At 52.5% G+C, this 23691-nt stretch carries 24 protein-coding genes and 2 pseudogenes; 18 read left to right on the forward strand and 8 right to left on the reverse strand.

The window, feature by feature from the left end:
* Positions 1 to 34: 34 nt before the first annotated feature.
* Positions 35 to 1354, forward strand: a complete 1320-nt coding sequence (idnT, locus tag ABVN44_RS07200; protein ID WP_001128356.1) for a gnt-II system L-idonate transporter — start codon at positions 35 to 37, stop codon at positions 1352 to 1354.
* Between the two features lie 63 nt (positions 1355 to 1417).
* Entirely contained in the window at positions 1418 to 2416 is a 999-nt protein-coding gene (locus ABVN44_RS07205; RefSeq protein WP_001244061.1) for a LacI family DNA-binding transcriptional regulator, read from the forward strand.
* A 195-nt stretch (positions 2417 to 2611) separates the two neighbouring features.
* Here ABVN44_RS07205 and lptG read toward each other — a convergent pair whose 3' ends face one another.
* The 3 genes from lptG to ABVN44_RS07220 all read right to left on the reverse strand — a co-directional run bounded on the left by lptG (position 2612) and on the right by ABVN44_RS07220 (position 4908).
* On the reverse strand, positions 2612 to 3694 hold the full coding sequence (gene lptG / locus ABVN44_RS07210; protein ID WP_001182242.1) for an LPS export ABC transporter permease LptG: 1083 nt from the start codon (positions 3692 to 3694) through the stop codon (positions 2612 to 2614).
* Entirely contained in the window at positions 3694 to 4794 is a 1101-nt protein-coding gene (gene lptF / locus ABVN44_RS07215) for an LPS export ABC transporter permease LptF (protein WP_000584132.1), read from the reverse strand. The genes lptG and lptF overlap by 1 nt, the downstream gene beginning before the upstream one ends.
* A 63-nt stretch (positions 4795 to 4857) precedes the next feature.
* Positions 4858 to 4908, reverse strand: coding sequence for a hypothetical protein (locus tag ABVN44_RS07220; protein ID WP_212724070.1), 51 nt, complete (start codon positions 4906 to 4908; stop codon positions 4858 to 4860).
* 280 nt (positions 4909 to 5188) lie between these two features.
* Between ABVN44_RS07220 and pepA the strand changes: the two genes are divergently transcribed.
* From pepA to ABVN44_RS07235, 3 genes are all read left to right on the forward strand, one after another.
* Complete coding sequence (gene pepA, locus ABVN44_RS07225; RefSeq protein ID WP_000397158.1) at positions 5189 to 6700, forward strand: leucyl aminopeptidase; 1512 nt, start codon at positions 5189 to 5191, stop codon at positions 6698 to 6700.
* Between the two features lie 137 nt (positions 6701 to 6837).
* Positions 6838 to 7281 (forward strand): DNA polymerase III subunit chi, encoded by a 444-nt coding sequence (gene holC, locus ABVN44_RS07230; RefSeq protein ID WP_023232250.1) that lies wholly within the window; start codon positions 6838 to 6840, stop codon positions 7279 to 7281.
* Positions 7281 to 10136 carry a valine--tRNA ligase gene (locus tag ABVN44_RS07235; RefSeq protein ID WP_023232251.1) on the forward strand — a complete coding sequence of 952 codons (2856 nt, stop codon included), beginning with the start codon at positions 7281 to 7283 and terminating at the stop codon, positions 10134 to 10136. The genes holC and ABVN44_RS07235 overlap by 1 nt, the downstream gene beginning before the upstream one ends.
* Before the next feature lie 141 nt (positions 10137 to 10277).
* Here ABVN44_RS07235 and ABVN44_RS07240 read toward each other — a convergent pair whose 3' ends face one another.
* On the reverse strand, positions 10278 to 11465 hold the full coding sequence (locus ABVN44_RS07240) for a YjgN family protein (RefSeq protein ID WP_001066984.1): 1188 nt from the start codon (positions 11463 to 11465) through the stop codon (positions 10278 to 10280).
* 194 nt (positions 11466 to 11659) lie between these two features.
* Between ABVN44_RS07240 and ABVN44_RS07245 the strand changes: the two genes are divergently transcribed.
* The 3 genes from ABVN44_RS07245 (at position 11660) to ABVN44_RS07255 (ending at position 12957) form a co-directional block, all read left to right on the forward strand.
* Positions 11660 to 12160: a GNAT family N-acetyltransferase gene (locus ABVN44_RS07245; protein ID WP_119896023.1), complete on the forward strand. Its 501-nt coding sequence runs from the start codon at positions 11660 to 11662 to the stop codon at positions 12158 to 12160.
* A gap of 106 nt (positions 12161 to 12266) precedes the next feature.
* On the forward strand, positions 12267 to 12755 hold the full coding sequence (locus ABVN44_RS07250) for a DUF3617 domain-containing protein (RefSeq protein ID WP_000826193.1): 489 nt from the start codon (positions 12267 to 12269) through the stop codon (positions 12753 to 12755).
* Between the two features lie 79 nt (positions 12756 to 12834).
* Positions 12835 to 12957: a hypothetical protein gene (locus ABVN44_RS07255; RefSeq protein ID WP_001575365.1), complete on the forward strand. Its 123-nt coding sequence runs from the start codon at positions 12835 to 12837 to the stop codon at positions 12955 to 12957.
* 32 nt (positions 12958 to 12989) lie between these two features.
* Here the strand turns inward: ABVN44_RS07255 and miaE are convergent.
* Positions 12990 to 13801, reverse strand: a pseudogene (gene miaE, locus ABVN44_RS07260) (tRNA isopentenyl-2-thiomethyl-A-37 hydroxylase MiaE).
* A gap of 11 nt (positions 13802 to 13812) precedes the next feature.
* Positions 13813 to 14229, reverse strand: a complete 417-nt coding sequence (gene rraB, locus ABVN44_RS07265; protein ID WP_000002940.1) for a ribonuclease E inhibitor RraB — start codon at positions 14227 to 14229, stop codon at positions 13813 to 13815.
* 100 nt (positions 14230 to 14329) lie between these two features.
* Between rraB and ABVN44_RS07270 the strand changes: the two genes are divergently transcribed.
* Both ABVN44_RS07270 and argF (ABVN44_RS07275) read left to right on the forward strand, forming a co-directional pair.
* On the forward strand, positions 14330 to 14425 hold the full coding sequence (locus tag ABVN44_RS07270; protein WP_223148976.1) for a hypothetical protein: 96 nt from the start codon (positions 14330 to 14332) through the stop codon (positions 14423 to 14425).
* The gene (gene argF / locus ABVN44_RS07275) at positions 14395 to 15399 is read left to right on the forward strand and encodes an ornithine carbamoyltransferase (protein ID WP_000103041.1); all 1005 of its coding nucleotides are present in this window, start codon (positions 14395 to 14397) and stop codon (positions 15397 to 15399) included. Before ABVN44_RS07270 ends, argF (ABVN44_RS07275) begins: the two co-directional genes overlap by 31 nt.
* Before the next feature lie 73 nt (positions 15400 to 15472).
* On the opposite strand, the gene ABVN44_RS07280 is transcribed toward argF (ABVN44_RS07275), so the two are convergent.
* Entirely contained in the window at positions 15473 to 15925 is a 453-nt protein-coding gene (locus ABVN44_RS07280; protein WP_000583462.1) for a YhcH/YjgK/YiaL family protein, read from the reverse strand.
* 675 nt (positions 15926 to 16600) lie between these two features.
* Here ABVN44_RS07280 and arcA point away from each other — a divergent pair.
* From arcA to ABVN44_RS07305, 5 genes are all read left to right on the forward strand, one after another.
* Complete coding sequence (gene arcA, locus ABVN44_RS07285; protein ID WP_000410846.1) at positions 16601 to 17821, forward strand: arginine deiminase; 1221 nt, start codon at positions 16601 to 16603, stop codon at positions 17819 to 17821.
* A 10-nt stretch (positions 17822 to 17831) separates the two neighbouring features.
* Positions 17832 to 18764 carry a carbamate kinase gene (gene arcC / locus ABVN44_RS07290; RefSeq protein ID WP_023232252.1) on the forward strand — a complete coding sequence of 311 codons (933 nt, stop codon included), beginning with the start codon at positions 17832 to 17834 and terminating at the stop codon, positions 18762 to 18764.
* Between the two features lie 111 nt (positions 18765 to 18875).
* The gene (gene argF, locus ABVN44_RS07295; protein ID WP_023232253.1) at positions 18876 to 19880 is read left to right on the forward strand and encodes an ornithine carbamoyltransferase; all 1005 of its coding nucleotides are present in this window, start codon (positions 18876 to 18878) and stop codon (positions 19878 to 19880) included.
* Between the two features lie 55 nt (positions 19881 to 19935).
* Entirely contained in the window at positions 19936 to 21339 is a 1404-nt protein-coding gene (locus ABVN44_RS07300; RefSeq protein WP_000514435.1) for a YfcC family protein, read from the forward strand.
* Positions 21340 to 21524: 185 nt separating this feature from the next.
* Positions 21525 to 22013 (forward strand): arginine repressor, encoded by a 489-nt coding sequence (locus tag ABVN44_RS07305; RefSeq protein WP_000666051.1) that lies wholly within the window; start codon positions 21525 to 21527, stop codon positions 22011 to 22013.
* Here the strand turns inward: ABVN44_RS07305 and ABVN44_RS07310 are convergent.
* Positions 21983 to 22124, reverse strand: a pseudogene (locus tag ABVN44_RS07310) (hypothetical protein). The gene ABVN44_RS07305 and the pseudogene ABVN44_RS07310 sit on opposite strands and share 31 nt — an antisense overlap.
* On the opposite strand from ABVN44_RS07310, the gene pyrL reads away from it, so the two are divergent.
* From pyrL to pyrI, 3 genes are read left to right on the forward strand one after another with little or no spacing between them, the layout of a single operon-like run.
* Positions 22104 to 22205, forward strand: a complete 102-nt coding sequence (pyrL, locus tag ABVN44_RS07315) for a pyr operon leader peptide (protein WP_000249504.1) — start codon at positions 22104 to 22106, stop codon at positions 22203 to 22205. The pseudogene ABVN44_RS07310 and the gene pyrL sit on opposite strands and share 21 nt — an antisense overlap.
* 35 nt (positions 22206 to 22240) lie before the next feature.
* Positions 22241 to 23176, forward strand: coding sequence for an aspartate carbamoyltransferase (gene pyrB, locus ABVN44_RS07320; protein WP_023232254.1), 936 nt, complete (start codon positions 22241 to 22243; stop codon positions 23174 to 23176).
* 12 nt (positions 23177 to 23188) lie between these two features.
* Positions 23189 to 23650, forward strand: coding sequence for an aspartate carbamoyltransferase regulatory subunit (gene pyrI, locus ABVN44_RS07325; protein ID WP_000148567.1), 462 nt, complete (start codon positions 23189 to 23191; stop codon positions 23648 to 23650).
* Positions 23651 to 23691: the final 41 nt, after the last annotated feature.

Raw genomic sequence — 23691 nt, forward strand, 5'->3', positions numbered from 1 at the left:
CGCTGCTATTTTGGCGCTAATAAGAGAGACGAATATGCCATTAATAATTATTGCGGCAGGCGTTGCGCTGCTGTTGGTCTTAATGATTGGCTTTAAAGTTAACGGCTTTATCGCCCTTGTTCTGGTTGCCGCCGTAGTGGGATTTGCTGAAGGGATGGGCGCGCAAGACGTCCTGCACTCCATACAAAACGGAATTGGCGGTACTCTGGGCGGACTCGCCATGATCCTCGGTTTTGGCGCGATGCTGGGAAGATTAATTTCCGATACCGGCGCCGCGCAGCGCATTGCGACGACGCTCATTAATACGTTCGGCAAAAAACGCGTGCAATGGGCGCTGGTGATCACCGGGCTTATCGTCGGCCTGGCAATGTTTTTTGAAGTCGGATTCGTACTGCTGTTGCCGCTCGTTTTTACAATTGTGGCCTCATCGGGACTGCCATTGCTGTATGTCGGGGTTCCAATGGTCGCCGCCTTATCCGTTACGCACTGCTTCCTGCCGCCGCATCCCGGCCCTACCGCTATTGCGACAATTTTTGAGGCAAATCTCGGTACGACCCTGCTGTATGGGTTAATCATTACCATACCGACCGTGATTGTTGCCGGCCCTCTGTTTTCAAAATTGCTGGCGCGCTTTGAGAAAGCGCCGCCTGAAGGATTATTTAATCCTCACCTATTCAGTGAAGAGGAGATGCCGTCATTCTGGAACAGTATTTTTGCCGCCGTGATCCCGGTCATTCTGATGGCCATCGCAGCGGTATGTGAAATCACGCTGCCAAAAACGAATGCCGTGCGGGTTTTCTTCGAATTTATCGGTAATCCAGCAGTGGCGTTGTTTATTGCCATTATCATCGCCATTTTTACGCTGGGCCGACGCAATGGACGTACGGTTGAGCAGGTGATGGATATCGTCGGCGAGTCCATTGGCGCTATTGCGATGATTGTTTTTATCATCGCGGGCGGCGGCGCGTTTAAGCAAGTGCTGGTGGATAGCGGCGTGGGTCAATATATCTCGCAATTAATGACCGGCACCTCGCTATCTCCGTTATTAATGTGCTGGACGGTAGCCGCCGTGCTGCGTATTGCGTTAGGTTCCGCGACCGTGGCCGCGATAACCACAGCGGGCGTCGTATTGCCGATTATTAACGTAACCCACGCCGATCCGGCGTTAATGGTACTGGCGACAGGCGCGGGAAGCGTTATTGCATCACATGTTAACGATCCCGGTTTTTGGCTGTTTAAAGGGTATTTTAATCTTAGCGTCGGGGAAACCCTACGCACCTGGACCGTTATGGAAACATTGATTTCTGTCATGGGGTTGCTGGGCGTACTGGCGCTGAATGCGGTTCTGCATTAATTCATCATCCGCAGCCCAATTAACCATGGGGGCGACGTTCCCGCCCCCGGTACTGGAGAAAACATGAGGAATCACAGAATTTCTTTGCAGGATATCGCTACGCTTGCTGGCGTGACAAAAATGACAGTGAGCCGTTACATCCGCTCGCCGAAAAAAGTCGCCAGGGAAACCGGCGAGCGTATTGCGCAGATCATGGAGGAAATTAACTACATACCAAATCGCGCGCCAGCTATGCTGTTAAACGCGCAAAGTTACACTCTGGGCGTGCTGATCCCCTCTTTTCAGAACCAGTTGTTTGCCGACATTCTTGCCGGGATTGAATCCGTAACGTCGGGTCATAACTACCAAACTCTCATTGCGAATTACAATTACAATCGCGATTCGGAAGAAGAGTCCGTTATCAATTTATTGTCCTACAATATTGACGGCATTATTCTTTCAGAAAAATATCATACCCTCAGAACCGTCAAATTCCTGCGCTCAGCTACCCTTCCGATTGTAGAACTCATGGATATCCAGGGCGATCGCTTAGATATGGAGGTGGGGTTTGATAACCGTCAGGCCGCCTTTGATATGGTCAGCACCATGCTGGATAAACGCCAGCGGCGTAAAATCCTCTATCTGGGTTCAAAAGACGATATCCGTGATGAGCAGCGTTATCATGGCTACTGCGATGCGATGACGCGCCGGGGGCTGGCGCCGTTGCGCATCAATCCCCGCGCTATCTCCTCTATCCATCTGGGGATACAGCTAATGCGTGATGCGCTTGCTGCGCACCCGGACGTGGATGGCGTCTTTTGTACTAACGACGATATCGCAATGGGCGCTCTACTGTGGTGCCGCGAGCGTCAACTGGCCGTACCGGAGCAGATCTCCATCGCCGGCTTCCACGGTCTGGAGATGGGCAGGCAAATGATACCGAGCCTCGCCAGCGTAATTACCCCTCGTTTTGAGATCGGGCGCAGAGCCGCGCAGATGTTGCTCAACAAAATTAAAAATAACGATCTCAACCATAATACGATTGATTTGGGTTATCAGATTTATCACGGCAGCACGTTATAAATTTTTTGATCTACTTTTTCCCGCAGCTTGCCTGAGCTTAACGGGTAGCCAAAAGCGCCACGCGTCAGGTTACGCACTACATCATTCGAGGAATACCAGGCTGTCTGCCGGATGGCGGCGCTAACGCCTTATCCGGCCTACGGGTCCGGAGTAGGCCTGAAAAGCACAGCGCCATCAGGCCTACGATTACTGTGATTACGACTTACGCAGCATTAGCCACAGGCTAATCAGGAAGAAAGACGCGCTCGGCAGCAGCGCGCCGACAATCGGCGGAATGCCATATACCAGCGTCAGCGGGCCAAAAATCTGGTCGAGGACGTAGAAGACGAAGCCGAAGCTAATCCCCGTCACCACGCGCACGCCCATCGGCACACTACGCAGCGGGCCAAAGATAAACGACAGCGCCATCAGCATCATCACCGCCACGGAGAGCGGCTGGAAGATTTTACTCCACATATTGAGCTGATAACGTCCGGCGTCCTGTCCGCTCGACTTCAGATATTTAACGTAGTTATGCAGACCGCTGATGGAAAGCGCATCCGGGTCCAGCGCCACCACGCCTAACTTATCCGGCGTCAGATTCGTTTTCCAGGTGCCGCTCACCGTCTGCGAACCGGTGATCTGTTTCGGGTTTTGCAGATCGGACTCATCCACCTGCGACAAACGCCAGACCTTATGCTCCGGATCGAATTTTGCCGAAGCGGCGTAACGCACCGACTGCAAACGACGCTGATCGTTGAAAGCGTAAATACTAATACCGGCCAGCTCCTCGTCGCCCTTCACCCGTTCAATATAGACAAAGTTATTCCCGTCTTTCGCCCACAGACCTTGCTGGGTGGAAAGCAGCGAGCCGCCATACATCGCCTGCGCACGATAGTTACGCGCCATCTGCTCGCCCTGCGGGGCGACCCATTCGCCGATCGCCATGGTTAACAGCACCAGGGGGATAGCCGTTTTCATCACCGACAGCGCCACCTGCATACGGGTGAAACCCGATGCCTGCATCACCACCAGTTCGCTACGCTGCGCCAGCATCCCCAGTCCCAGCAGCGCGCCAAGCAGCGCCGCCATAGGAAAGAAGATCTGGATATCCTTAGGTACGCTGAGCAGGGTGTACATACCCGCGCCCAGCGCGTCGTAGTTACCCTGCCCCGCTTTTTTCAGCTGATCGACAAACTTGATGATCCCGGAGAGCGACACCAGCATGAACAACGTCATCATGATGGTGGTAAAAATGGTTTTACCGATATAGCGGTCAAGTACACCAAATGGCTGCATTATACCGCTCCTTTACGCAGAAAACGGGCACGCAGGCGGCGGACCGGCACCGTATCCCACAGGTTTAAACCAATCGCCAACGCCAGATAGATCAGGTTGACCGCCCACATCCAGATAACCGGGTCCAGTTTGCCTTTACCGCCATTCGATTTAATGGAGGTCTGGATCAGGAAGAACAGCAGATAAAGCAGCATGGCGGGCAACATAGACAAGACACGCCCCTGACGTGGATTCACCACGCTGAGCGGCACGACCATCAGCGCCATCATAAATACGGTAAAGACTAACGTGATACGCCAGTGCAGCTCGGCGCGAGCGCGATCGTTGTCGGTATTCCACAGCGTGCGCATGTCCATCTGGTCAGTATCGTTCGGGTCCAGCGCCACGGCCTGATGGCCAATAATCGCCTGATAGTTCTGGAAGTCGGTGATGCGAAAATCGCGTAGCAACGCCGTCCCTTCAAAACGCGTCCCTTTGTTTAAGGTGACAACCTGGGAACCATCGCGCAACTGAGTAAGGTGTCCGGAATCGGCCACTACCACAGAAGGACGAGCATTGCCCTTAGGGCGAATTTGCGCCAGGAAAACATCGTGGAAGTCGCTGCCGTCAACGCTTTCGATAAACAGCACCGAGCTGCCGTTGGTCGCCTGCTGGAATTGCCCCTGCGCCAGCGCCGCCATACCGGGGTTCGCTTTCGCCTCCGCCAGCACTTCATCCTGGTGTTTTGACGACCAGGGGCCGGCCCACATCACGTTAACCGCCGCAAGGATACCGGTAAATAACGCCAGTACCATGGCGGCCTTTACCAGCACGGCTTTGCTCAACCCACAGGCGTGCATGACCGTAATTTCACTTTCGGTATACAGTTTGCCCAGCGTCATCAGCAGCCCCAGGAACAGGCTTAAAGGCAGGATGAGCTGCGCCATTTCCGGTACGCCCAGCCCCAGAAGCGAGAGCACCAGATTTGCGGGAATATCGCCGTCAACCGCCGCGCCGAGAATCCTCACTAACTTTTGACAAAAGAAGATCAAAAGTAAGATGAAGAGTATCGCCAGCTGGCTTTTGAGCGTCTCCCGCACCAGATATCTTATGATTATCACTTTAAATACGCCCGTAAAAACCCATTTTTTTGCTGGAATTTAGCTTGTTTCATGGCTTAAACGTCATTTATTCTCTTGAGTCGTCGAAATCATCGCTAAGATCATTATACTCAGCGGATTCACCTCTCAGAACTTGTTCTGACGTGCCAATGCCGTAATAACGTTAAGATTAACACGAAGTCACCGCAACAGCGGACATGAGTTACGAAAGCTTTCAATTTCTATACTCTAATGGATTTCGAGTTGCAGGCAGGCGGCAAGACTGTGAAGCCCCGGAGCTTACATCAGGTAAGTGACAGGGGTGAGCAGGCGCAGCCAACGCATCTGCAACTTGAAAGACGACGAGTATAGCTGTAGCCACCACTGTTGTCTTTAAGATTCAGGAGCATAGTGCATGGAGTTCAGTGTAAAAAGCGGTAGCCCGGAGAAACAGCGGAGTGCCTGCATTGTCGTGGGCGTCTTTGAACCGCGTCGCCTTTCTCCGATTGCAGAACAGCTCGACAAAATTAGCGACGGATACATCAGCGCATTGCTGCGTCGCGGCGAACTGGAAGGAAAACCGGGGCAGACTCTGTTGCTGCACCATGTTCCTAACGTTCTTTCCGAGCGAATCCTCCTCATTGGTTGCGGCAAAGAGCGCGAGCTTGATGAACGTCAGTATAAGCAGGTTATTCAGAAAACGATAAATACTCTGAATGATACAGGCTCAATGGAAGCCGTCTGCTTCCTGACCGAGCTGCACGTCAAAGGCCGCAACAACTACTGGAAAGTGCGTCAGGCCGTCGAAACGGCCAAAGAGACGCTTTATAGCTTTGATCAACTCAAGACCAACAAGAGCGAGCCGCGCCGCCCGCTACGTAAGATGGTCTTTAATGTGCCGACCCGCCGTGAGCTCACCAGCGGCGAACGCGCCATTCAGCACGGTCTGGCCATCGCCGCCGGGATTAAGGCTGCGAAAGATCTCGGCAACATGCCGCCCAATATCTGTAACGCCGCCTACCTGGCGTCACAGGCGCGCCAGTTGGCTGACAGCTACAGCAAAAATGTCATCACCCGCGTAATCGGCGAACAGCAAATGCGCGAACTGGGTATGAACGCTTATCTGGCGGTCGGCCACGGTTCGCAGAATGAATCGCTGATGTCGGTGATTGAGTACAAGGGCAATCCGTCCGAAGACGCGCGCCCGATCGTGCTGGTGGGTAAAGGCCTGACCTTCGACTCCGGCGGCATCTCCATCAAGCCATCTGAAGGGATGGACGAGATGAAGTACGACATGTGCGGCGCGGCGGCGGTTTACGGCGTGATGCGTATGGTCGCCGAGCTTCAGCTACCGATTAACGTTATCGGCGTGCTGGCGGGCTGTGAAAACATGCCGGGCGGACGCGCGTATCGTCCGGGCGACGTGCTGACCACCATGTCTGGCCAAACGGTTGAAGTGCTGAATACCGATGCCGAAGGCCGTCTGGTTTTGTGCGACGTGCTGACCTACGTTGAGCGCTTCGAACCGGAGGCCGTCATTGACGTCGCGACGCTAACCGGGGCCTGCGTGATTGCGCTGGGCCATCACATTACCGGTCTGATGTCGAACCACAACCCGCTGGCACATGAACTTATCGGCGCGTCCGAACAAGCGGGCGACCGCGCGTGGCGTCTGCCGCTGGGCGATGAGTTCCAGGAACAACTGGAGTCCAACTTTGCGGATATGGCGAACATTGGTGGTCGTCCTGGCGGCGCTATCACCGCGGGCTGCTTCCTGTCGCGCTTTACCCGTAAGTATAACTGGGCGCACCTGGATATCGCCGGCACCGCCTGGCGATCCGGCAAAGCGAAAGGCGCGACGGGTCGTCCGGTAGCGCTGCTGTCGCAGTTCCTGCTCAATCGTGCGGGCTTTAACGGCGAAGAGTAAGTTTGAGATTACCCCGTAGGCCTGATAAGGCGCATTAGCGCCGCCATCAGGCGTTTTGCCGGATGGCGCTGCGCTTATCCGGCCTACGGGAGGCATCATGGCAACGCATTTAAATCCACCACAAGAAGCCCCATATTATGAAGAATGCGACGTTCTATCTTCTGGACAATGACACCACCGTCGACGAGCTTAGCGCCGTCGAGCAACTGGTGTGTGAAATTGCCGCAGAACGTTGGCGCGCGGGCAAGCGCGTGCTGATCGCCTGCGAAGATGAGAAGCAGGCCATTCGGCTGGATGAAGCGCTGTGGGCAAGACCGGCGGAAAGTTTTGTCCCGCACAATCTGGCAGGCGAAGGCCCACGCGGCGGCGCGCCGGTTGAAATCGCCTGGCCGCAAAAACGCAACAGCAGCCCGCGCGATATTTTAATCAGCCTGCGTACAAGCTTTGCAGATTTTGCCACCGCTTTCACAGAAGTGGTAGACTTCGTCCCTTACGAAGAAACTTTGAAACAACTGGCGCGCGAACGCTACAAAGCCTACCGCGTGGCTGGTTTTAACCTGAATACGGCAACCTGGAAATAATGGAAAAGACATATAACCCCCAAGATATCGAACAGCCGCTTTACGAGCACTGGGAAAAGCAGGGCTATTTCAAGCCTAACGGCGACGAAAGCAAAGAGTCCTTCTGCATCATGATCCCGCCGCCGAACGTCACCGGCAGTTTGCATATGGGACATGCTTTCCAGCAAACCATCATGGATACCATGATCCGTTACCAGCGTATGCAGGGTAAAAACACCCTGTGGCAGGTCGGCACCGACCACGCCGGGATCGCAACCCAGATGGTGGTTGAGCGCAAGATTGCCGCTGAAGAAGGTAAAACCCGTCACGACTACGGCCGCGATGCGTTTATCGACAAAATCTGGCAGTGGAAAGCGGAATCCGGCGGCACCATTACCCGCCAAATGCGCCGTCTCGGCAACTCCGTTGACTGGGAGCGCGAGCGCTTCACCATGGACGAAGGCCTTTCCAATGCCGTGAAAGAAGTCTTTGTTCGCCTGTACAAAGAAGACCTGATTTACCGTGGCAAACGCCTGGTGAACTGGGACCCGAAACTGCGTACCGCCATCTCTGACCTGGAAGTGGAAAACCGCGAGTCCAAAGGCTCGATGTGGCACATCCGCTATAAGCTTGCCGACGGCGCGAAAACCGCAGACGGTAAAGATTATCTGGTTGTCGCCACCACCCGCCCGGAAACTATTCTCGGCGATACCGGCGTGGCCGTGAACCCGGAAGATCCGCGCTACCAGAGTCTTATCGGCAAATTCGTTATTCTGCCGCTGGTTAACCGCCGCATCCCGATTGTTGGCGACGAACACGCCGATATGGAAAAAGGCACCGGCTGCGTGAAGATCACCCCGGCGCACGACTTTAACGACTATGAAGTCGGGAAACGTCACGCCCTGCCGATGATCAACATCCTGACCTTTGACGGCGACATTCGCGAAAGCGCGGAAGTGTTCGATACCAAAGGTGAAGAGTCTGACGTTTATTCCAGCGAGATTCCGGCTGAGTTCCAAAAGCTGGAACGCTTTGCTGCCCGTAAGGCCATCGTTGCTGCGGTTGACGCGCTGGGCCTGCTGGAAGAAATTAAACCGCACGATCTGACCGTCCCTTACGGCGACCGTGGCGGCGTGGTTATCGAACCGATGCTGACCGACCAGTGGTATGTGCGTGCAGACGTGCTGGCGAAACCGGCGGTGGAAGCGGTTGAGAACGGCGACATTCAGTTCGTGCCGAAGCAGTACGAAAACATGTACTTCTCCTGGATGCGCGATATTCAGGACTGGTGTATCTCTCGTCAGCTGTGGTGGGGTCACCGTATCCCGGCATGGTATGATAACGACGGCAACGTCTACGTTGGCCGTACCGAAGACGAAGTGCGTCAGGAAAATAACCTCGGCGCCGACGTTCAGCTTCGTCAGGACGAAGACGTTCTCGATACCTGGTTCTCCTCCGCGCTGTGGACCTTCTCTACGCTGGGCTGGCCGGAAAACACCGACGCGCTGCGTCAGTTCCACCCCACCAGCGTGATGGTGTCCGGCTTCGACATCATCTTCTTCTGGATTGCCCGCATGATCATGATGACCATGCACTTCATCAAAGATGAAAACGGCAAGCCGCAGGTTCCGTTCCATACCGTCTACATGACCGGTCTGATTCGCGACGACGAAGGCCAGAAGATGTCCAAATCCAAGGGTAACGTTATCGACCCGCTGGATATGGTCGACGGCATCTCCCTGCCGGAACTGCTGGAAAAACGCACCGGCAACATGATGCAGCCGCAGATGGCGGAGAAAATTCGCAAGCGTACCGAGAAGCAGTTCCCGAACGGCATTGAGCCGCACGGCACCGACGCCCTGCGCTTTACCCTGGCGGCGCTGGCCTCGACCGGCCGCGACATCAACTGGGATATGAAGCGTCTGGAAGGTTACCGTAACTTCTGTAACAAGCTGTGGAACGCCAGCCGCTTTGTGCTGATGAACACTGAAGAGCAGGATTGCGGCTTCAACGGCGGCGAAATGACCCTGTCGCTGGCGGACCGCTGGATCCTGGCGGAATTCAACCAGACCGTTAAAGCCTACCGCGAAGCACTGGATAACTTCCGCTTCGATATCGCCGCAGGCATCCTGTACGAGTTCACCTGGAACCAGTTCTGCGACTGGTATCTGGAGCTGACCAAACCGGTAATGACCGGGGGTTCCGAGTCTGAACTGCGTGGCACCCGCCATACGCTGGTCACCGTGCTGGAAGGTTTGCTGCGTCTGGCGCACCCGATCATTCCGTTCATCACCGAAACCATCTGGCAGCGCGTGAAGGTTATCTGCGGCATTACCGCCGATACCATTATGCTGCAGCCGTTCCCGGAATATAACGCCGCGCAGGTGGATGAAGCTGCGTTGGCCGATACCGAGTGGCTGAAGCAGGCGATCGTCGCGGTACGTAACATTCGTGCGGAAATGAACATTGCCCCGGGTAAACCGCTGGAACTGCTGCTGCGCGGCTGTAGTGAAGAAGCCGTTCGTCGTGTTAACGACAACCGTAGCTTCCTGCAAACCCTGGCGCGTCTGGAAAGCATCACCGTGCTGCCAGCCGATGACAAAGGTCCGGTTTCCGTGACCAAAATCATCGACGGCGCCGAACTACTGATCCCGATGGCTGGCCTCATCAACAAAGACGATGAGCTGGCGCGTCTGGCGAAAGAAGTGGCGAAAATCGAAGGCGAGATTGCCCGTATCGAAGGCAAACTGTCCAACGAAGGTTTCGTCGCCCGTGCGCCGGAAGCGGTGATTGCCAAAGAGCGTGAGAAGCTGGACGGTTACGCAGAAGCCAAAGCGAAGCTGATTGAGCAGCAGGCGGTTATTAGCGCGCTGTAATCTGAAAGCCTGATGGCGCTTCGCTTACCAGGCCTACACGTTCGCTTATTGACATGGCGCGATCGGTAGGCCGGATAAGGCATTCACGCCGCCATCCGACAACATGAATTATGGGCCGACGTAAACGTCGGCCTTTTTACATCAGATAAACGGGAAGTAAGGCATAATGCCACGAGAAATCCACATTAGCGGGCTGTTTTCCAGCGGCTTCTCATCATTGGTTAACTCAAGCGAATCCAGATCGCCCTGGACCTGTGTATTCTGCGCCAGCCAGCTCACCAGCCAAATTTTCAACCACGGATAAGCCAGCCCTAAGGTCACGCCGGAAATCACAAACACCACCAGTAACCGCCACAGCATACCGTGTGCAGTGACAGAGGAATGAAAACGAATCGAATCGTTCGCCAGTGACAAATTGTTTAAAAACAGGTTGCGTAACGCCACATATAAGTAACTGGTTACCACAATAATCGCGAGAAAATAGAGGAAATAACATGCCATTATCTGGCCATAATATTGCAGAATAAGCGCCCCTCCTGCCTGCGCATTCCCCATCATACTCAAAAGAATCATGTCGGTGAACACCGGCGCGATTAGATAACCAATCACGACAGCAAAAGGGAAAAGGGTCAACATTGCCAACACGCACCCTCTGATGCACGTTTTAACATTAACCTGAATCGAGAAACGATGAATGCCAAAGTTTGCGCCATTACCAAACAAGGTCATCCATTTGCTGTAGGTAATACCGTTAATGACCCCTATCCCAATAATAGCCAGCAAACCGAGAAAAACGATACTGAACACTAAACCGCCGACGGCGATGGTTACCAGTGAGATAATATAAAGAACAATATAAAGCGCCACCATCAGGAGTACAGGAAGAGCGAACATGTACCACCAGGCGCGCCGCATGGAACACTGGAATCCAAAATGTACGCCATTAAGCGAAGTCATCATCGCCTGATACTGTAATCCTTTCACCGCCATAAAAGGAATAATCGCAATTAATAAGCCGAATAGCGTAAAACCGAGACCGGGATGACCGTGTTCAATAAGAGAGAGGCTAACAATATAAATAATAAAAACTAACAACACACTAATAAATAATGCGCCGCCCGTGGCTTTGTAAGCAAAAGGCTGATTGTTTAGCGTCATATTAGTATAAATATAACGTCGACATTTCACCATCGCCCACGGCGCATAGATTCCCAACGTGATACACGTCAACAAGAAATTCACAAGGCAAATAACAAAATACTTTCCGCCCTTGCCTGTAAACACCAACGTGTGATTATGGTTATCTTTACTACTGATAACGTTATTCATGAATCATATCCCTGAATTACAATCTATTAGAATTAATAATAAAAACCAGTAAATTGTTACTGATTTGACTACGATACTATTTTTGTTTAATTTTTCCGCCTTTTATTTTGTCTGATTCAGGATCTCCTTGCGCGTAACTCAAGACGGTGGTATTAAAGTAATCTATAAATAAATTTTAAAAATTGAGCCATATTATGAATAATGTCGCCTCGCCAACGCTCACGGTGCGCCGAATCACTACCGCTGACAATGCCGCTATTGCCCGTGTCATCCGTCAGGTTTCAGCGGAATACGGACTTACCGCCGATAAAGGTTATACCGTTGCCGACCCCAATCTGGATGAACTGTATCAGGTTTATAGCCAACCGGGCGCGGCCTACTGGGTGGTAGAGCAAAACGGTTGTGTGGTGGGCGGCGGCGTGGCGCCGTTATCCTGTAGCGAACCAGACATTTGTGAACTGCAAAAAATGTATTTTTTACCGGTGATTCGTGGTCAGGGGCTGGCGAAAAAGCTGGCGCTGATGGCGCTGGATCATGCCCGTGAACAGGGTTTTAAACGCTGCTATCTGGAAACAACGGCTTTTTTACGCGAGGCGATTGCGCTATACGAACGTTTAGGATTTGAACATATTAGCGAACCGCTCGGCTGCACCGGACATGTCGATTGCGAAGTGAGGATGTTAAAGGATCTCTGAAAACCAGGCGTTTATTTATCCTCGCCAGGTATTATTTTTGCTGATATAAGTAATCCCGGAAACATCCTGTTATCCGGGAATCACTTATTATTCAAGGAAGTTATAAATGAAACGCCTATTATCAGCAATTGTTTTCCCCGCTATGTTTATTAGTATCTCTAATGTATATGCATTAGATATACAGCCCGGCGAATGGAAAATGGAAAATATAGAAATGCGCACCATCAATCCAGATACAAAAGAAGTATTAATGGATGAAAAAAATTCGGGCATAGCGACGCTTATGTGTTATACCCCTAAAATGTCTGAAGATTCTAAAAAAATGGTGAAGGGGTTTTCTACCAGTGCAGGCGGTTGCACGACAACATTTGTAGAAAGTACGGATACCAAACTGATCAATGAGACTGTCTGTAATAATCCTGATGTCAAATCGCACTCTATTGTAGAAACGACGAAAATAAGCGATACAGAATTTGCGATGACCATGAAATCGGATGTCGATGCAGGAGGTAATAAAACAACCTCCATCAACAAAATTAAACAAACCTTTGTTGGCAAGACCTGCTCTGAAGCGTCAAAAGGCGTGAAACAGTAACTATTTCAACACAAAAACCCGTAGTGATTGATGCAATAATGGCATTGTTCACGGTCACCTTTCGGGAATATAACACTGAATGAGTTCTTTTTGCCTGCCGCAGGGCAGGCTTTACTCAGGACAGAATATCATGAAAATGACTTTTCCTGCTCGCCAGCAGTTTGATGCCGGGCGGATGACCACGCAGGTGGCGACAGCGTAAAAGATAAAAACGCTAATCTTTAATTTTACCCTTTATCCGGCGGCTGGCACGCCGCTATGAAAACGAAACTCGCGGTCTGGCGACAAGATAAGGTCAGCTTCCACCTCGCCAAAATAGCGCACGCGCGCAGAAATGTCCTCGGCGGAAATCTGCTGCGCCAGCGCCAGGTAATCCTGATAATGCCGCGCTTCGGAGCGCAGAAGCGAGAGATAAAACGTCTGTAAATCCTCATCCAGCCAGGGCGCCAGAGCGGCAAAACGTTCGCAGGAGCGGGCTTCGATATACGCCCCGCAAATCAGCTTATCAATTAAGGTGAGCGGTTCGTGCGTGCGTACCGCTTTCAACATTCCTTTCGCGTAGCGGCTGGCGGTGATTTTCACATAAGGAATGTTTCTGGCCTGCATGACCTCGCGTACCTGCCAAAAATGGTGCAACTCCTCTTTAATCAATAACACCATACGGTCGATAAGCTGACGTCCCCAGGGGTCATCAGTTTGCGGCATGGCGCTTTTGCTAATCTGTTTATGCAGGGCAACAAAATCCGGCTCCGGCCCCTGACGAAACGCGAACGCCTCGTAAGGTTGCAGCCAGGAGAGCAGCGCGTCGGCGCCCGATTTATCGGCGACATATTTACGCACCAACAGCAACGCGGTTTGCGCAGCCTTCAGTTCGCAGATCAGGTGATCGGTAAGCAGAAGAGGAAGATTTTGCGGATCGCGGGCCTGGACAATCCACGCCTGCGGCGTCGGGCAATGCAGGAAATTAAGCACCGGAGAGAGTATTTGCGGGTAATTCATACGTAACCTGTAAAAAAATACGACAGCAGATGCTGCCGTACCGTCATACTATGCAGCTTTAGTGACGCACGCCGTCGTCATCTTCATCGACATAATCGTCGTCATCACCCTCTTCGCCATTAGGGTCTTCAAAATAGGTTCCCCAGCCGTCGTATTCAACATCATATTTTTCCGCCAGGTTCATCAGTTGCTCAACCTGAGCGTCGATGAGTTCGGCGTTCAACGCGCACTCGCTGAGGATGTCGCAACAAATAACCGTATCGCCCTCTTCCACTTCCAGCTCTTCCGGCTCCGTCACTTCATAGCCGAGTTTAAAGGCTTCTACCGCGGCTTTTTCCAACGTTTCGAAATCGTCAGCGGAAAGGTGATGCTCGATAGTGTACAGCGCATCCGGATCGCTGCCGTCCTCAAGTAACTCTTCAATAATTAACCGCGTTTCTTCACGCTGCTCTTCCAGTAATTCCGGGTTTGCCATAGCTCGTTCCTCATAGATGTCCTGCCGATACTCTTATTGTCACATACCGCCGACGTTGCCTCCACCTTATCGAGAAAAGTTTTATCAAACAGGGTTGCAAATGAATAATCATCCATATAAAGTGAATTTTAATTCAATGAGAGGCCTAAGCCATGTGAGGGAAGTATGTCTACGTTTTACCAAAAACCTTTTTTAAAGTTACTTGATTTCACCGCCAGCGAGCTCACTGCTCTGTTGCAGCTTGCCGCCAAACTGAAAGCCGATAAGAAAAACGGTAAAGAAGAACAAAAGCTGGTGGGTAAGAATATTGCGCTCATCTTCGAAAAAGACTCGACCCGGACACGATGCTCTTTCGAAGTTGCCGCATACGATCAGGGGGCGCGCGTGACGTACCTGGGTTCCAGCGGGAGCCAGATCGGCCATAAAGAGTCCATCAAAGATACTGCCCGCGTCCTGGGCCGGATGTTTGACGGTATTCAGTATCGAGGATATGGCCAGGAGATCGTCGAAACGCTGGCTGAATATTCCGGTGTGCCGGTATGGAACGGTTTAACCGATGAGTATCACCCAACGCAATTACTGGCGGATCTGCTCACCATGCAGGAACATCTGCCGGGTAAAGCCTTTAACGAGATGACGCTGGTCTATGCCGGCGACGCGCGCAATAACATGGGTAACTCCATGCTGGAAGCCGCCGCGTTAACAGGATTGGATCTCCGTCTGGTCGCGCCAAAAGCCTGCTGGCCGCAAGCCGCGTTAGTGGCGGAGTGCAGCGCCATGGCGAAAAAGAACGGCGGCGCCATCACCCTGACCGAAGATATCGCCTCGGGCGTAAAAGGCGCGGATTTTATCTATACCGATGTTTGGGTCTCTATGGGCGAACCCAAAGAGAAATGGGCGGAGCGTATTGCCCTGCTGCGTGATTATCAGGTCAACAGCCAGATGATGGCGTTAACCGGCAATCCGCAGGTTAAGTTCCTGCATTGTCTGCCTGCGTTCCATGATGATGAAACCACGCTCGGCAAAAAAATGGCCGAAGAGTACGGTTTACATGGCGGGATGGAAGTGACCGACGAGGTTTTTGAGTCTGCGGCCAGCATTGTCTTTGATGAAGCGGAAAACCGAATGCATACCATCAAAGCAGTAATGGTAGCGACGCTGTCTAAATAATGTCGTGATGATGCCGGATGGCGGTTGGCCTACAAGATCGCAACGTGCAGGCGCCGCCATCCGGCACAAAATATTACGCCATCAGCATCTTCACAACCGCTTTACGTACCCGCGCCGGTTCTCCCACCGCGCACAGGGGCTTATGCACTTCGCCGGGATAAAACACCACAAAGTCACCTTCGTTCAGGACGACGGTTTTCTCGTCGACGCTCGTCGGTAAAAATGCAATGTCTTTATCCGCCAGCCAGTCCGTGTGCGGCGTTCCCGCAGGCCGGGTACTGAATGCCATCCCTTCCTGACCTTGTAGCACAATCTGAATATCAAGATAACGGGCGTGATACTCTGCGCTGCGCGATTCGCCCGGCTCCGTCATATTTTCAGAAATCATATAAAACAGCCTGTCGCCGTCAATGTCATACTTACCTGGCGCGGTCGTTGCCGTGACATGCGCATTGACGTGCTCAATCGCCTGCCGTAACGCCGTCGGCAGCCAGGCCTCCAGATATTCAATATTGCCAATAATCATCGCATCCCCTTAGTTAAAACAGCGTTTTATATTTCTCTTTATACGAGAAAAATGGCTACCATACTACCCTTACTCTCATCGATTTTGCGCCAGCGCATGTTTATCGCCAGCGGTGTTTATATATTGTTAATAGTTCGCCCAACTTTATGCAGTACCTATGCATAAACCCCAGCGGCGCCAAATTGCCACCACTAACAACGCTTTGATATTAAAGGCGTTAACATAAAAACGTTTTAGCGATCACAATTCGCTCTCCCTGCATAAATGACTTCTCTATCCATAGTTATTTTTAAATTATTTAAATATCCCCGATAATAAAATCCCCCTCACGCATAGTTATGCAACCATTAAAAATAATCGCTTTATTTTCAATGGGTTAAGATTTAAACATCATTCAATACAGCAAACAAATAATTAACAATAAAAAAATAACAAACCATATAGCTGCGTAGTAATTCATTTAATGCCTTATTGTTTTTTGAATTTCTCTGACCCGGCTCATATATTAAGTAAGAAAAATAGCACTCCTTGATTGATGTGAATCTCATCACATTAACAACCCAAATAAAATTCAATCATTGCTCCCGAATTTAACTGAAACGCCGCGACTGCAAGCACGCTAAATATTTGCAGCCACTCCTTCTTTATTCTTGAAATTATGTAAAAGGTATAATGATGGAAAAGCATTTTGTCGGTTCTGAAATCGGTCAATTACGCAGCGTAATGTTGCATCGGCCCAATCTCAGCCTAAAAAGACTTACCCCTTCAAATTGTCAGGAATTACTTTTTGACGATGTATTATCCGTAGAGCGCGCTGGCGAAGAGCATGACATTTTTGCCAACACGCTGCGCCAGCAAGGGATAGAAGTGTTGCTGTTAACCGACCTGCTCACCCAAACGCTGGATGTGGCTGACGCTAAAGCCTGGCTACTGGACACGCAAATTTCCGATTATCGCCTTGGGCCCACCTTTGCCGCAGATATTCGCGCCTGGCTGGCGGATATGCCGCACCGTGAACTGGCTCGCCATTTAAGCGGCGGTTTAACTTACGGCGAAATCCCCGCCTCCATAAAAAATATGGTGGTCGATACTCACGATATTAATGACTTTATTATGAAGCCATTACCGAATCACCTATTTACCCGTGACACGTCCTGCTGGATATATAACGGCGTCTCAATTAACCCCATGGCGAAACCTGCACGCCAACGTGAAACGAATAATTTACGTGCTATTTATCGCTGGCATCCTCAATTCGCAGGCGGTGATTTCATTAAATATTTCGGCGACGAGGACATTAATTACGACCACGCCACTTTAGAGGGCGGCGATGTGCTGGTGATTGGCCGCGGTGCGGTGTTGATCGGTATGTCTGAACGTACTACGCCGCAGGGCGTTGAGTTCCTGGCGCAGGCATTGTTTAAACATCGTCAGGCGGAACGCGTCATTGCCGTTGAACTGCCAAAACATCGCTCCTGTATGCACCTTGATACCGTCATGACCCACATTGATATCGACACCTTCTCCGTCTATCCGGAAGTCGTTCGCCCGGACGTTCAGTGCTGGACGCTGACGCCAGACGGACGCGGCGGTCTGAAACGAACCCAGGAGAGCACGCTGGTTCATGCTCTTGAAACAGCGCTTGGCATCGATCAGGTGCGCTTAATCACCACTGGCGGCGACGCATTTGAAGCTGAGCGCGAACAGTGGAATGACGCCAATAACGTGCTCACCCTGCGTCCCGGCGTGGTGGTGGGCTATGAGCGCAACATCTGGACCAACGAAAAATACGACAAAGCCGGCATTACCGTCCTTCCCATTCCCGGCGATGAACTGGGTCGCGGGCGCGGAGGCGCACGCTGCATGAGCTGTCCACTGGAACGCGATGGTATTTAAAGGAGACGTTATGGAAAACAAACGCACACTGGTCGTCGCGCTGGGCGGCAATGCGCTGCTCAAACGCGGCGAACCGCTGGAGGCTGATATTCAGCGTAAAAATATCGAACTGGCGGCCAGAACCATCGCCCAGCTTACGCGGCAATGGCGCGTGGTGTTAGTGCACGGCAACGGCCCACAGGTAGGACTGCTGGCGCTACAAAATAGCGCCTACGCTAACGTTACACCCTACCCGCTTGATATTCTCGGTGCGGAAAGCCAGGGCATGATTGGCTACATGCTGCAACAGGCGCTGAAGAATCATCTGCCGGAGCGTGAAATCAGCGTCCTGCTCACCCAGGTCGAAGTCGATGCCAACGACCCGGCATTCCTCAATCCAACCAAATATATCGGCCCCATTTACGACGAAGCGCAAGCCCGTGCGTTACAGGCAGAAAAGGGCTGGGTATTCAAAGCCGACGGTAACGCCTTCCGCCGCGTTGTGCCCTCCCCGCAGCCGAAACGCATTGTGGAAAACGATGCCATCCGCGCGCTGATTAGCCGCGATCACCTGGTTATCTGTAACGGCGGCGGCGGCGTGCCGGTCGTGGAAAAAGCCGATGGCTACCACGGTATCGAGGCGGTGATCGACAAAGATCTGTCCGCCGCCCTGCTTGCCAGACAAATTCACGCCGACGCGCTGCTCATTCTGACCGATGCCGACGCGGTGTATCTCGACTGGGGCAAGCCCACCCAACGCCCGCTGGCGCAGGTTACGCCGGAGCTGCTTCGTGAAATGCAGTTCGACGCCGGTTCGATGGGCCCGAAAGTGACCGCCTGCGCTGAGTTTGTCAGCCATTGCCGCGGCATTGCCGGAATCGGCTCGCTGGCGGATGGGCAAGCCATTCTCGCGGGCGAGAAAGGCACTTTGATTCGGTGTGAAACCGCCGACGTTGACGCATAAGGCTTTTTACCGGATGGCGGCTTCCGCCTTATTCGGCCTACAGAGCGCGCATAACCGTGGGCCGGATAAGCGCAGCGCCATCAGGCAATTCATTTTAACAAGGATATTGTAATGGTTATTTCACTGAAAAATCGTAACTTTTTGAAGCTGCTTGACTACACCCCGGCGGAAATCCAACACCTCATCGATCTGGCTATTGAGCTGAAAGCCGCAAAAAAAGCCGGATGCGAAAAGCAAACACTGATCGGCAAAAACATCGCGCTGATTTTTGAAAAAACCTCTACCCGCACCCGATGCGCGTTTGAAGTCGCCGCGTTCGACCAGGGCGCGCAGGTGACTTATCTCGGCCCAAGCGGCTCGCAGATCGGCCATAAAGAGTCCATGAAAGATACTGCTCGCGTCCTGGGGCGGATGTATGACGGCATCGAATATCGCGGTTTTGGTCAACACATTGTGGAAGAGCTGGGGGAATACGCGGGCGTTCCCGTCTGGAACGGCCTGACCGATGAATTTCACCCCACACAGATCCTGGCCGATCTGATGACCATGCTGGAACACGCGCCGGGTAAAACGCTGCCGGAACTGAGCTTCGCCTACCTGGGCGACGCGCGCAACAACATGGGCAACTCGCTGATGGTGGGCGCGGCGAAGATGGGCATGGATATCCGCCTGATAGCGCCAAAGTCCTTCTGGCCTGATGCCGCGCTGGTCGCGCAGTGCCGGGAAATCGCCAGCGTTACCGGCGCTCGTATCACCTTAACGGAGAGCGTTGAAGACGGCGTTCACAGCGTGGATTTCCTCTATACCGACGTCTGGGTCTCGATGGGAGAACCCAAAGAAGCCTGGGCGGAGCGCGTCAGTCTGATGACGCCATATCAGGTCAACCAGCAGGTGGTAAACGCTACCGGTAATCCTGATGTGAAGTTTATGCACTGCCTGCCCGCCTTCCATAACGAGCACACCAAAGTGGGACGCGAAATCGAAATGGCTTACGGCCTGAAAGGACTGGAGGTCACGGAAGAGGTGTTCGAGTCCGCAGGCTCGATAGTCTTCGATGAAGCGGAAAACCGGATGCACACCATCAAAGCGGTCATGGTGGCGACGCTCGGCGACTAATCCCACAGGATATGCGCCCTTGCGGCGCATATCCGTGATATCAGGAGAGAACATCATGGGTAAATTTAAATTTCCCACCGCTTATACCATCCTGTTTATTCTTATTGCCCTGGTCGCGGTGATGACCTGGATTGTGCCGGCGGGAAAATACCAAATGGCGATGAACGCCACGCTGGGAAAAGAGGTGCCGGTGGCGGGAACGTATGCCCCTGTGGACGCGCATCCGCAAGGGATTACCGCTGTTTTACTGGCGCCGATTGACGGCCTCTATAACCACGAAACCTACACCGCCGGCGCCATTGACGTCGCGCTGTTTGTCTTGATTATCGGCGGCTTTCTGGGGGTGGTGAATAAAACGGGGGCGATTGATGCCGGTATTGAACGGGTAACAGTCAAACTCAACGGCAAAGATGAGTGGATGATCCCCATTCTGATGGCGCTGTTCGCCGCAGGCGGCACTATCTATGGCATGGCGGAGGAGTCGTTGCCCTTCTACACGCTGCTGGTGCCGGTCATGATGGCGGCCCGCTTCGATCCGTTAGTGGCGGCGGCAACCGTACTGCTCGGCGCGGGGATAGGCACGCTCGGTTCGACCATTAACCCTTTCGCCACGGTCATTGCCGCCAACGCCGCCGGCATCCCTTTTACTCAGGGAATGCTGATGCGCGTACTGCTGTTAATTGTCGGCTACGTACTGTGCGTGTTTTGGGTAATGCGCTATGCGCGCAAAGTCCGCGCCCATCCTGAGCTTTCTATCGTGGCGGATAAAATGGAGGAAAATCGCGCCCATTTCCTCGGCAATCGCGCCAATACACTGCTGGAGTTTACGGCTACCCGGAAATGGGTGCTGCTGATCTTCGCCGCCTCTTTCGCGGTGATGATTTACGGCGTGGCGGTTCTCGGCTGGTGGATGGCGGAAATCTCCGGCGTCTTTCTGGCGGCGGCGATTATCGTTGGCGTGATAACGCGGATGGGCGAGGAAGCGTTCACCAGTACCTTTATCGACGGCGCGCGGGATTTGCTCGGCGTGGCGCTAATTATTGGTATCGCGCGCGGCATTGTGGTGGTCATGGATAACGGTATGATTACCCACACTATTTTGCACAGCGCGGAAAGTCTGGTTTCCGGCCTCTCTACCACCATTTTCATAAACGTAACCTACTGGCTGGAAGTATTGCTCTCCTTCCTGGTGCCCTCCTCTTCCGGTCTTGCCGTATTGACGATGCCCATTATGGCGCCGTTAGCGGATTTTGCCCACGTACAGCGGGATTTGGTCGTAACCGCCTACCAGTCGGCCTCCGGGATTGTGAATCTGGTTACTCCCACCTCCGCCGTGGTCATGGGCGGTCTGGCAATCGCGCGGGTTCCCTATGTCCGCTATCTGAAATGGGTCGCGCCGCTGTTGCTGATCCTGACATTGCTGAATATGGCGGTACTGAGCATCGGAGCGATGATGTAACGAGCCAGATGGCGACGCGTCTTATCCGACAGGACTGATAAGCACAGCGCCATCAGGCACGCCGTCACCTTTTTGATCGGCTTCTCATTTTCCTGCAAAACCGCCCGATTGATCCGCAATCGATGTGACAAATGTGATGAATTTCGCCAGTCCGTTGATATTAATAATAAAGATAAGGTGCATTTATGAAGGAATACGATGATTACTCCGCCAAAGAACAACAGCAACTGGCGGTTTGTCAGCGCCTGATTAGTGAAAAAAGTTACCTGTCCCAGGAGGAGATTCGCCGCGATTTACAAAATGAGGGATTTGAAGGTATCAGTCAGTCTACGGTTTCGCGCCTGCTCAAGCTGCTGGGCGCAATAAAAATCAGAAATACGAAGGGACAAAAGATTTATTCCGTAAATCCCCAGCGGCGTCCTTCGCCGGATGCCGGACGTTCAATAGCTGAAATGGTCGTCAGCGTTGAACATAATAGCGAATTTATCCTTATCCATACGGCGGCAGGTTATGGTCGCGCCGTCGCGAGAATTCTGGATTACCACGCATTGCCGGAAATTCTCGGCGTCGTTGCCGGTAGCAGTATTGTCTGGGTCGCACCACGGGTCGTTCAGCGCACGGCGCTGGTACACAAACAAATTAATTATTTGCTTAAAATGAATTTAAATTCATAAGAACCGTTTGCGATGAGTAAATCATGCATTAATTCGCTTGATCCCAAAACAGAGCTGAGTATAATCGCGGACAATTTGCCGGGAGGAAGCATGGTTCAGTGTGTACGACATTCTGTCTTACCGCGTCTGAAAAAAGACGCAGGCCTGCCGTTTTTCTTTCCGTTGAAAACCAATACCAAGCCCCTCAATTGAGGGGCTTTTTTTTGCCCAGGCGTCAGGAGATAAACATGGCTAACCCGCTATATCAAAAACATATCATTTCCATAAACGACCTCAGCCGCGACGATCTTAATCTGGTACTGGCGACGGCGGCGAAATTAAAAGCCAACCCGCAGCCGGAGCTATTGAAACATAAAGTGATCGCCAGCTGCTTTTTCGAAGCCTCCACGCGTACCCGCCTGTCGTTTGAAACTTCAATGCATCGCCTGGGCGCCAGCGTAGTGGGCTTCTCCGACAGCTCCAACACGTCGCTGGGGAAAAAAGGAGAAACGTTAGCCGACACGATCTCAGTGATTAGCACTTACGTGGACGCGATTGTGATGCGCCATCCGCAAGAAGGCGCAGCACGTCTGGCGACGGAGTTTTCCGGTCAGGTGCCGGTGCTCAATGCGGGCGACGGTTCGAACCAGCATCCGACGCAGACCCTGTTGGATCTGTTCACCATCCAGGAAACGCAGGGCCGTCTGGATAACCTGCATATCGCGATGGTCGGCGATCTGAAATATGGCCGCACCGTGCATTCGCTAACCCAGGCGCTGGCGAAATTTAGCGGCAACCGTTTTTATTTTATCGCGCCGGACGCGCTGGCGATGCCGCAGTACATTCTGGATATGCTGGATGAAAAAGGAATGGCCTGGAGCCTGCATGGTTCTATTGAAGAGGTCATGGCCGACGTCGACATCCTCTATATGACTCGCGTACAGAAAGAGCGTCTCGACCCGTCCGAGTACGCCAATGTGAAGGCGCAGTTTGTTCTGCGCGCCAGCGACCTGAACGGCGCGCGTGAAAATATGAAAGTGCTGCACCCGCTGCCGCGGATTGATGAAATCACCACGGATGTGGATAAAACGCCACACGCCTGGTACTTCCAACAGGCGGGCAACGGTATTTTCGCTCGCCAGGCGTTACTGGCGTTGGTACTGAATAGCGAACTGAGTCTGTAAGGGAGAAAAGCGATGACACACGATAACAAACTGCAGGTTGAAGCCATTAAATGCGGCACCGTGATTGACCATATCCCTGCGCAGGTAGGCTTTAAACTGCTGAGTCTGTTTAAATTGACCGAGACCGATCAGCGAATCACTATCGGTCTGAATCTCCCGTCTGGCGAGATGGGGCGTAAAGACTTAATCAAAATAGAAAACACCTTCCTCACCGATGAGCAGGTTAACCAACTTGCTCTGTACGCGCCGCAGGCCACCGTTAACCGCATCGACAACTACGACGTAGTCGGGAAATCACGCCCCAGCCTGCCAGAGCGTATTAATAATGTGCTGGTTTGCCCGAACAGCAACTGCATCAGCCACGCGGAACCGGTATCCTCCAGCTTTGCAGTGAAAAAACGCGCCAATGATATCGCCCTCAAATGCAAATACTGTGAAAAAGAGTTTTCGCATTATGTGGTGCTGGCCAACTAATTTGGGTTGGTTATGAGATCCCGGCTCCCTATAATGAGCGG

Source organism: Salmonella sp. SJTUF15570, from assembly GCF_043357055.1.
Lineage (GTDB): Bacteria > Pseudomonadota > Gammaproteobacteria > Enterobacterales > Enterobacteriaceae > Salmonella > Salmonella enterica.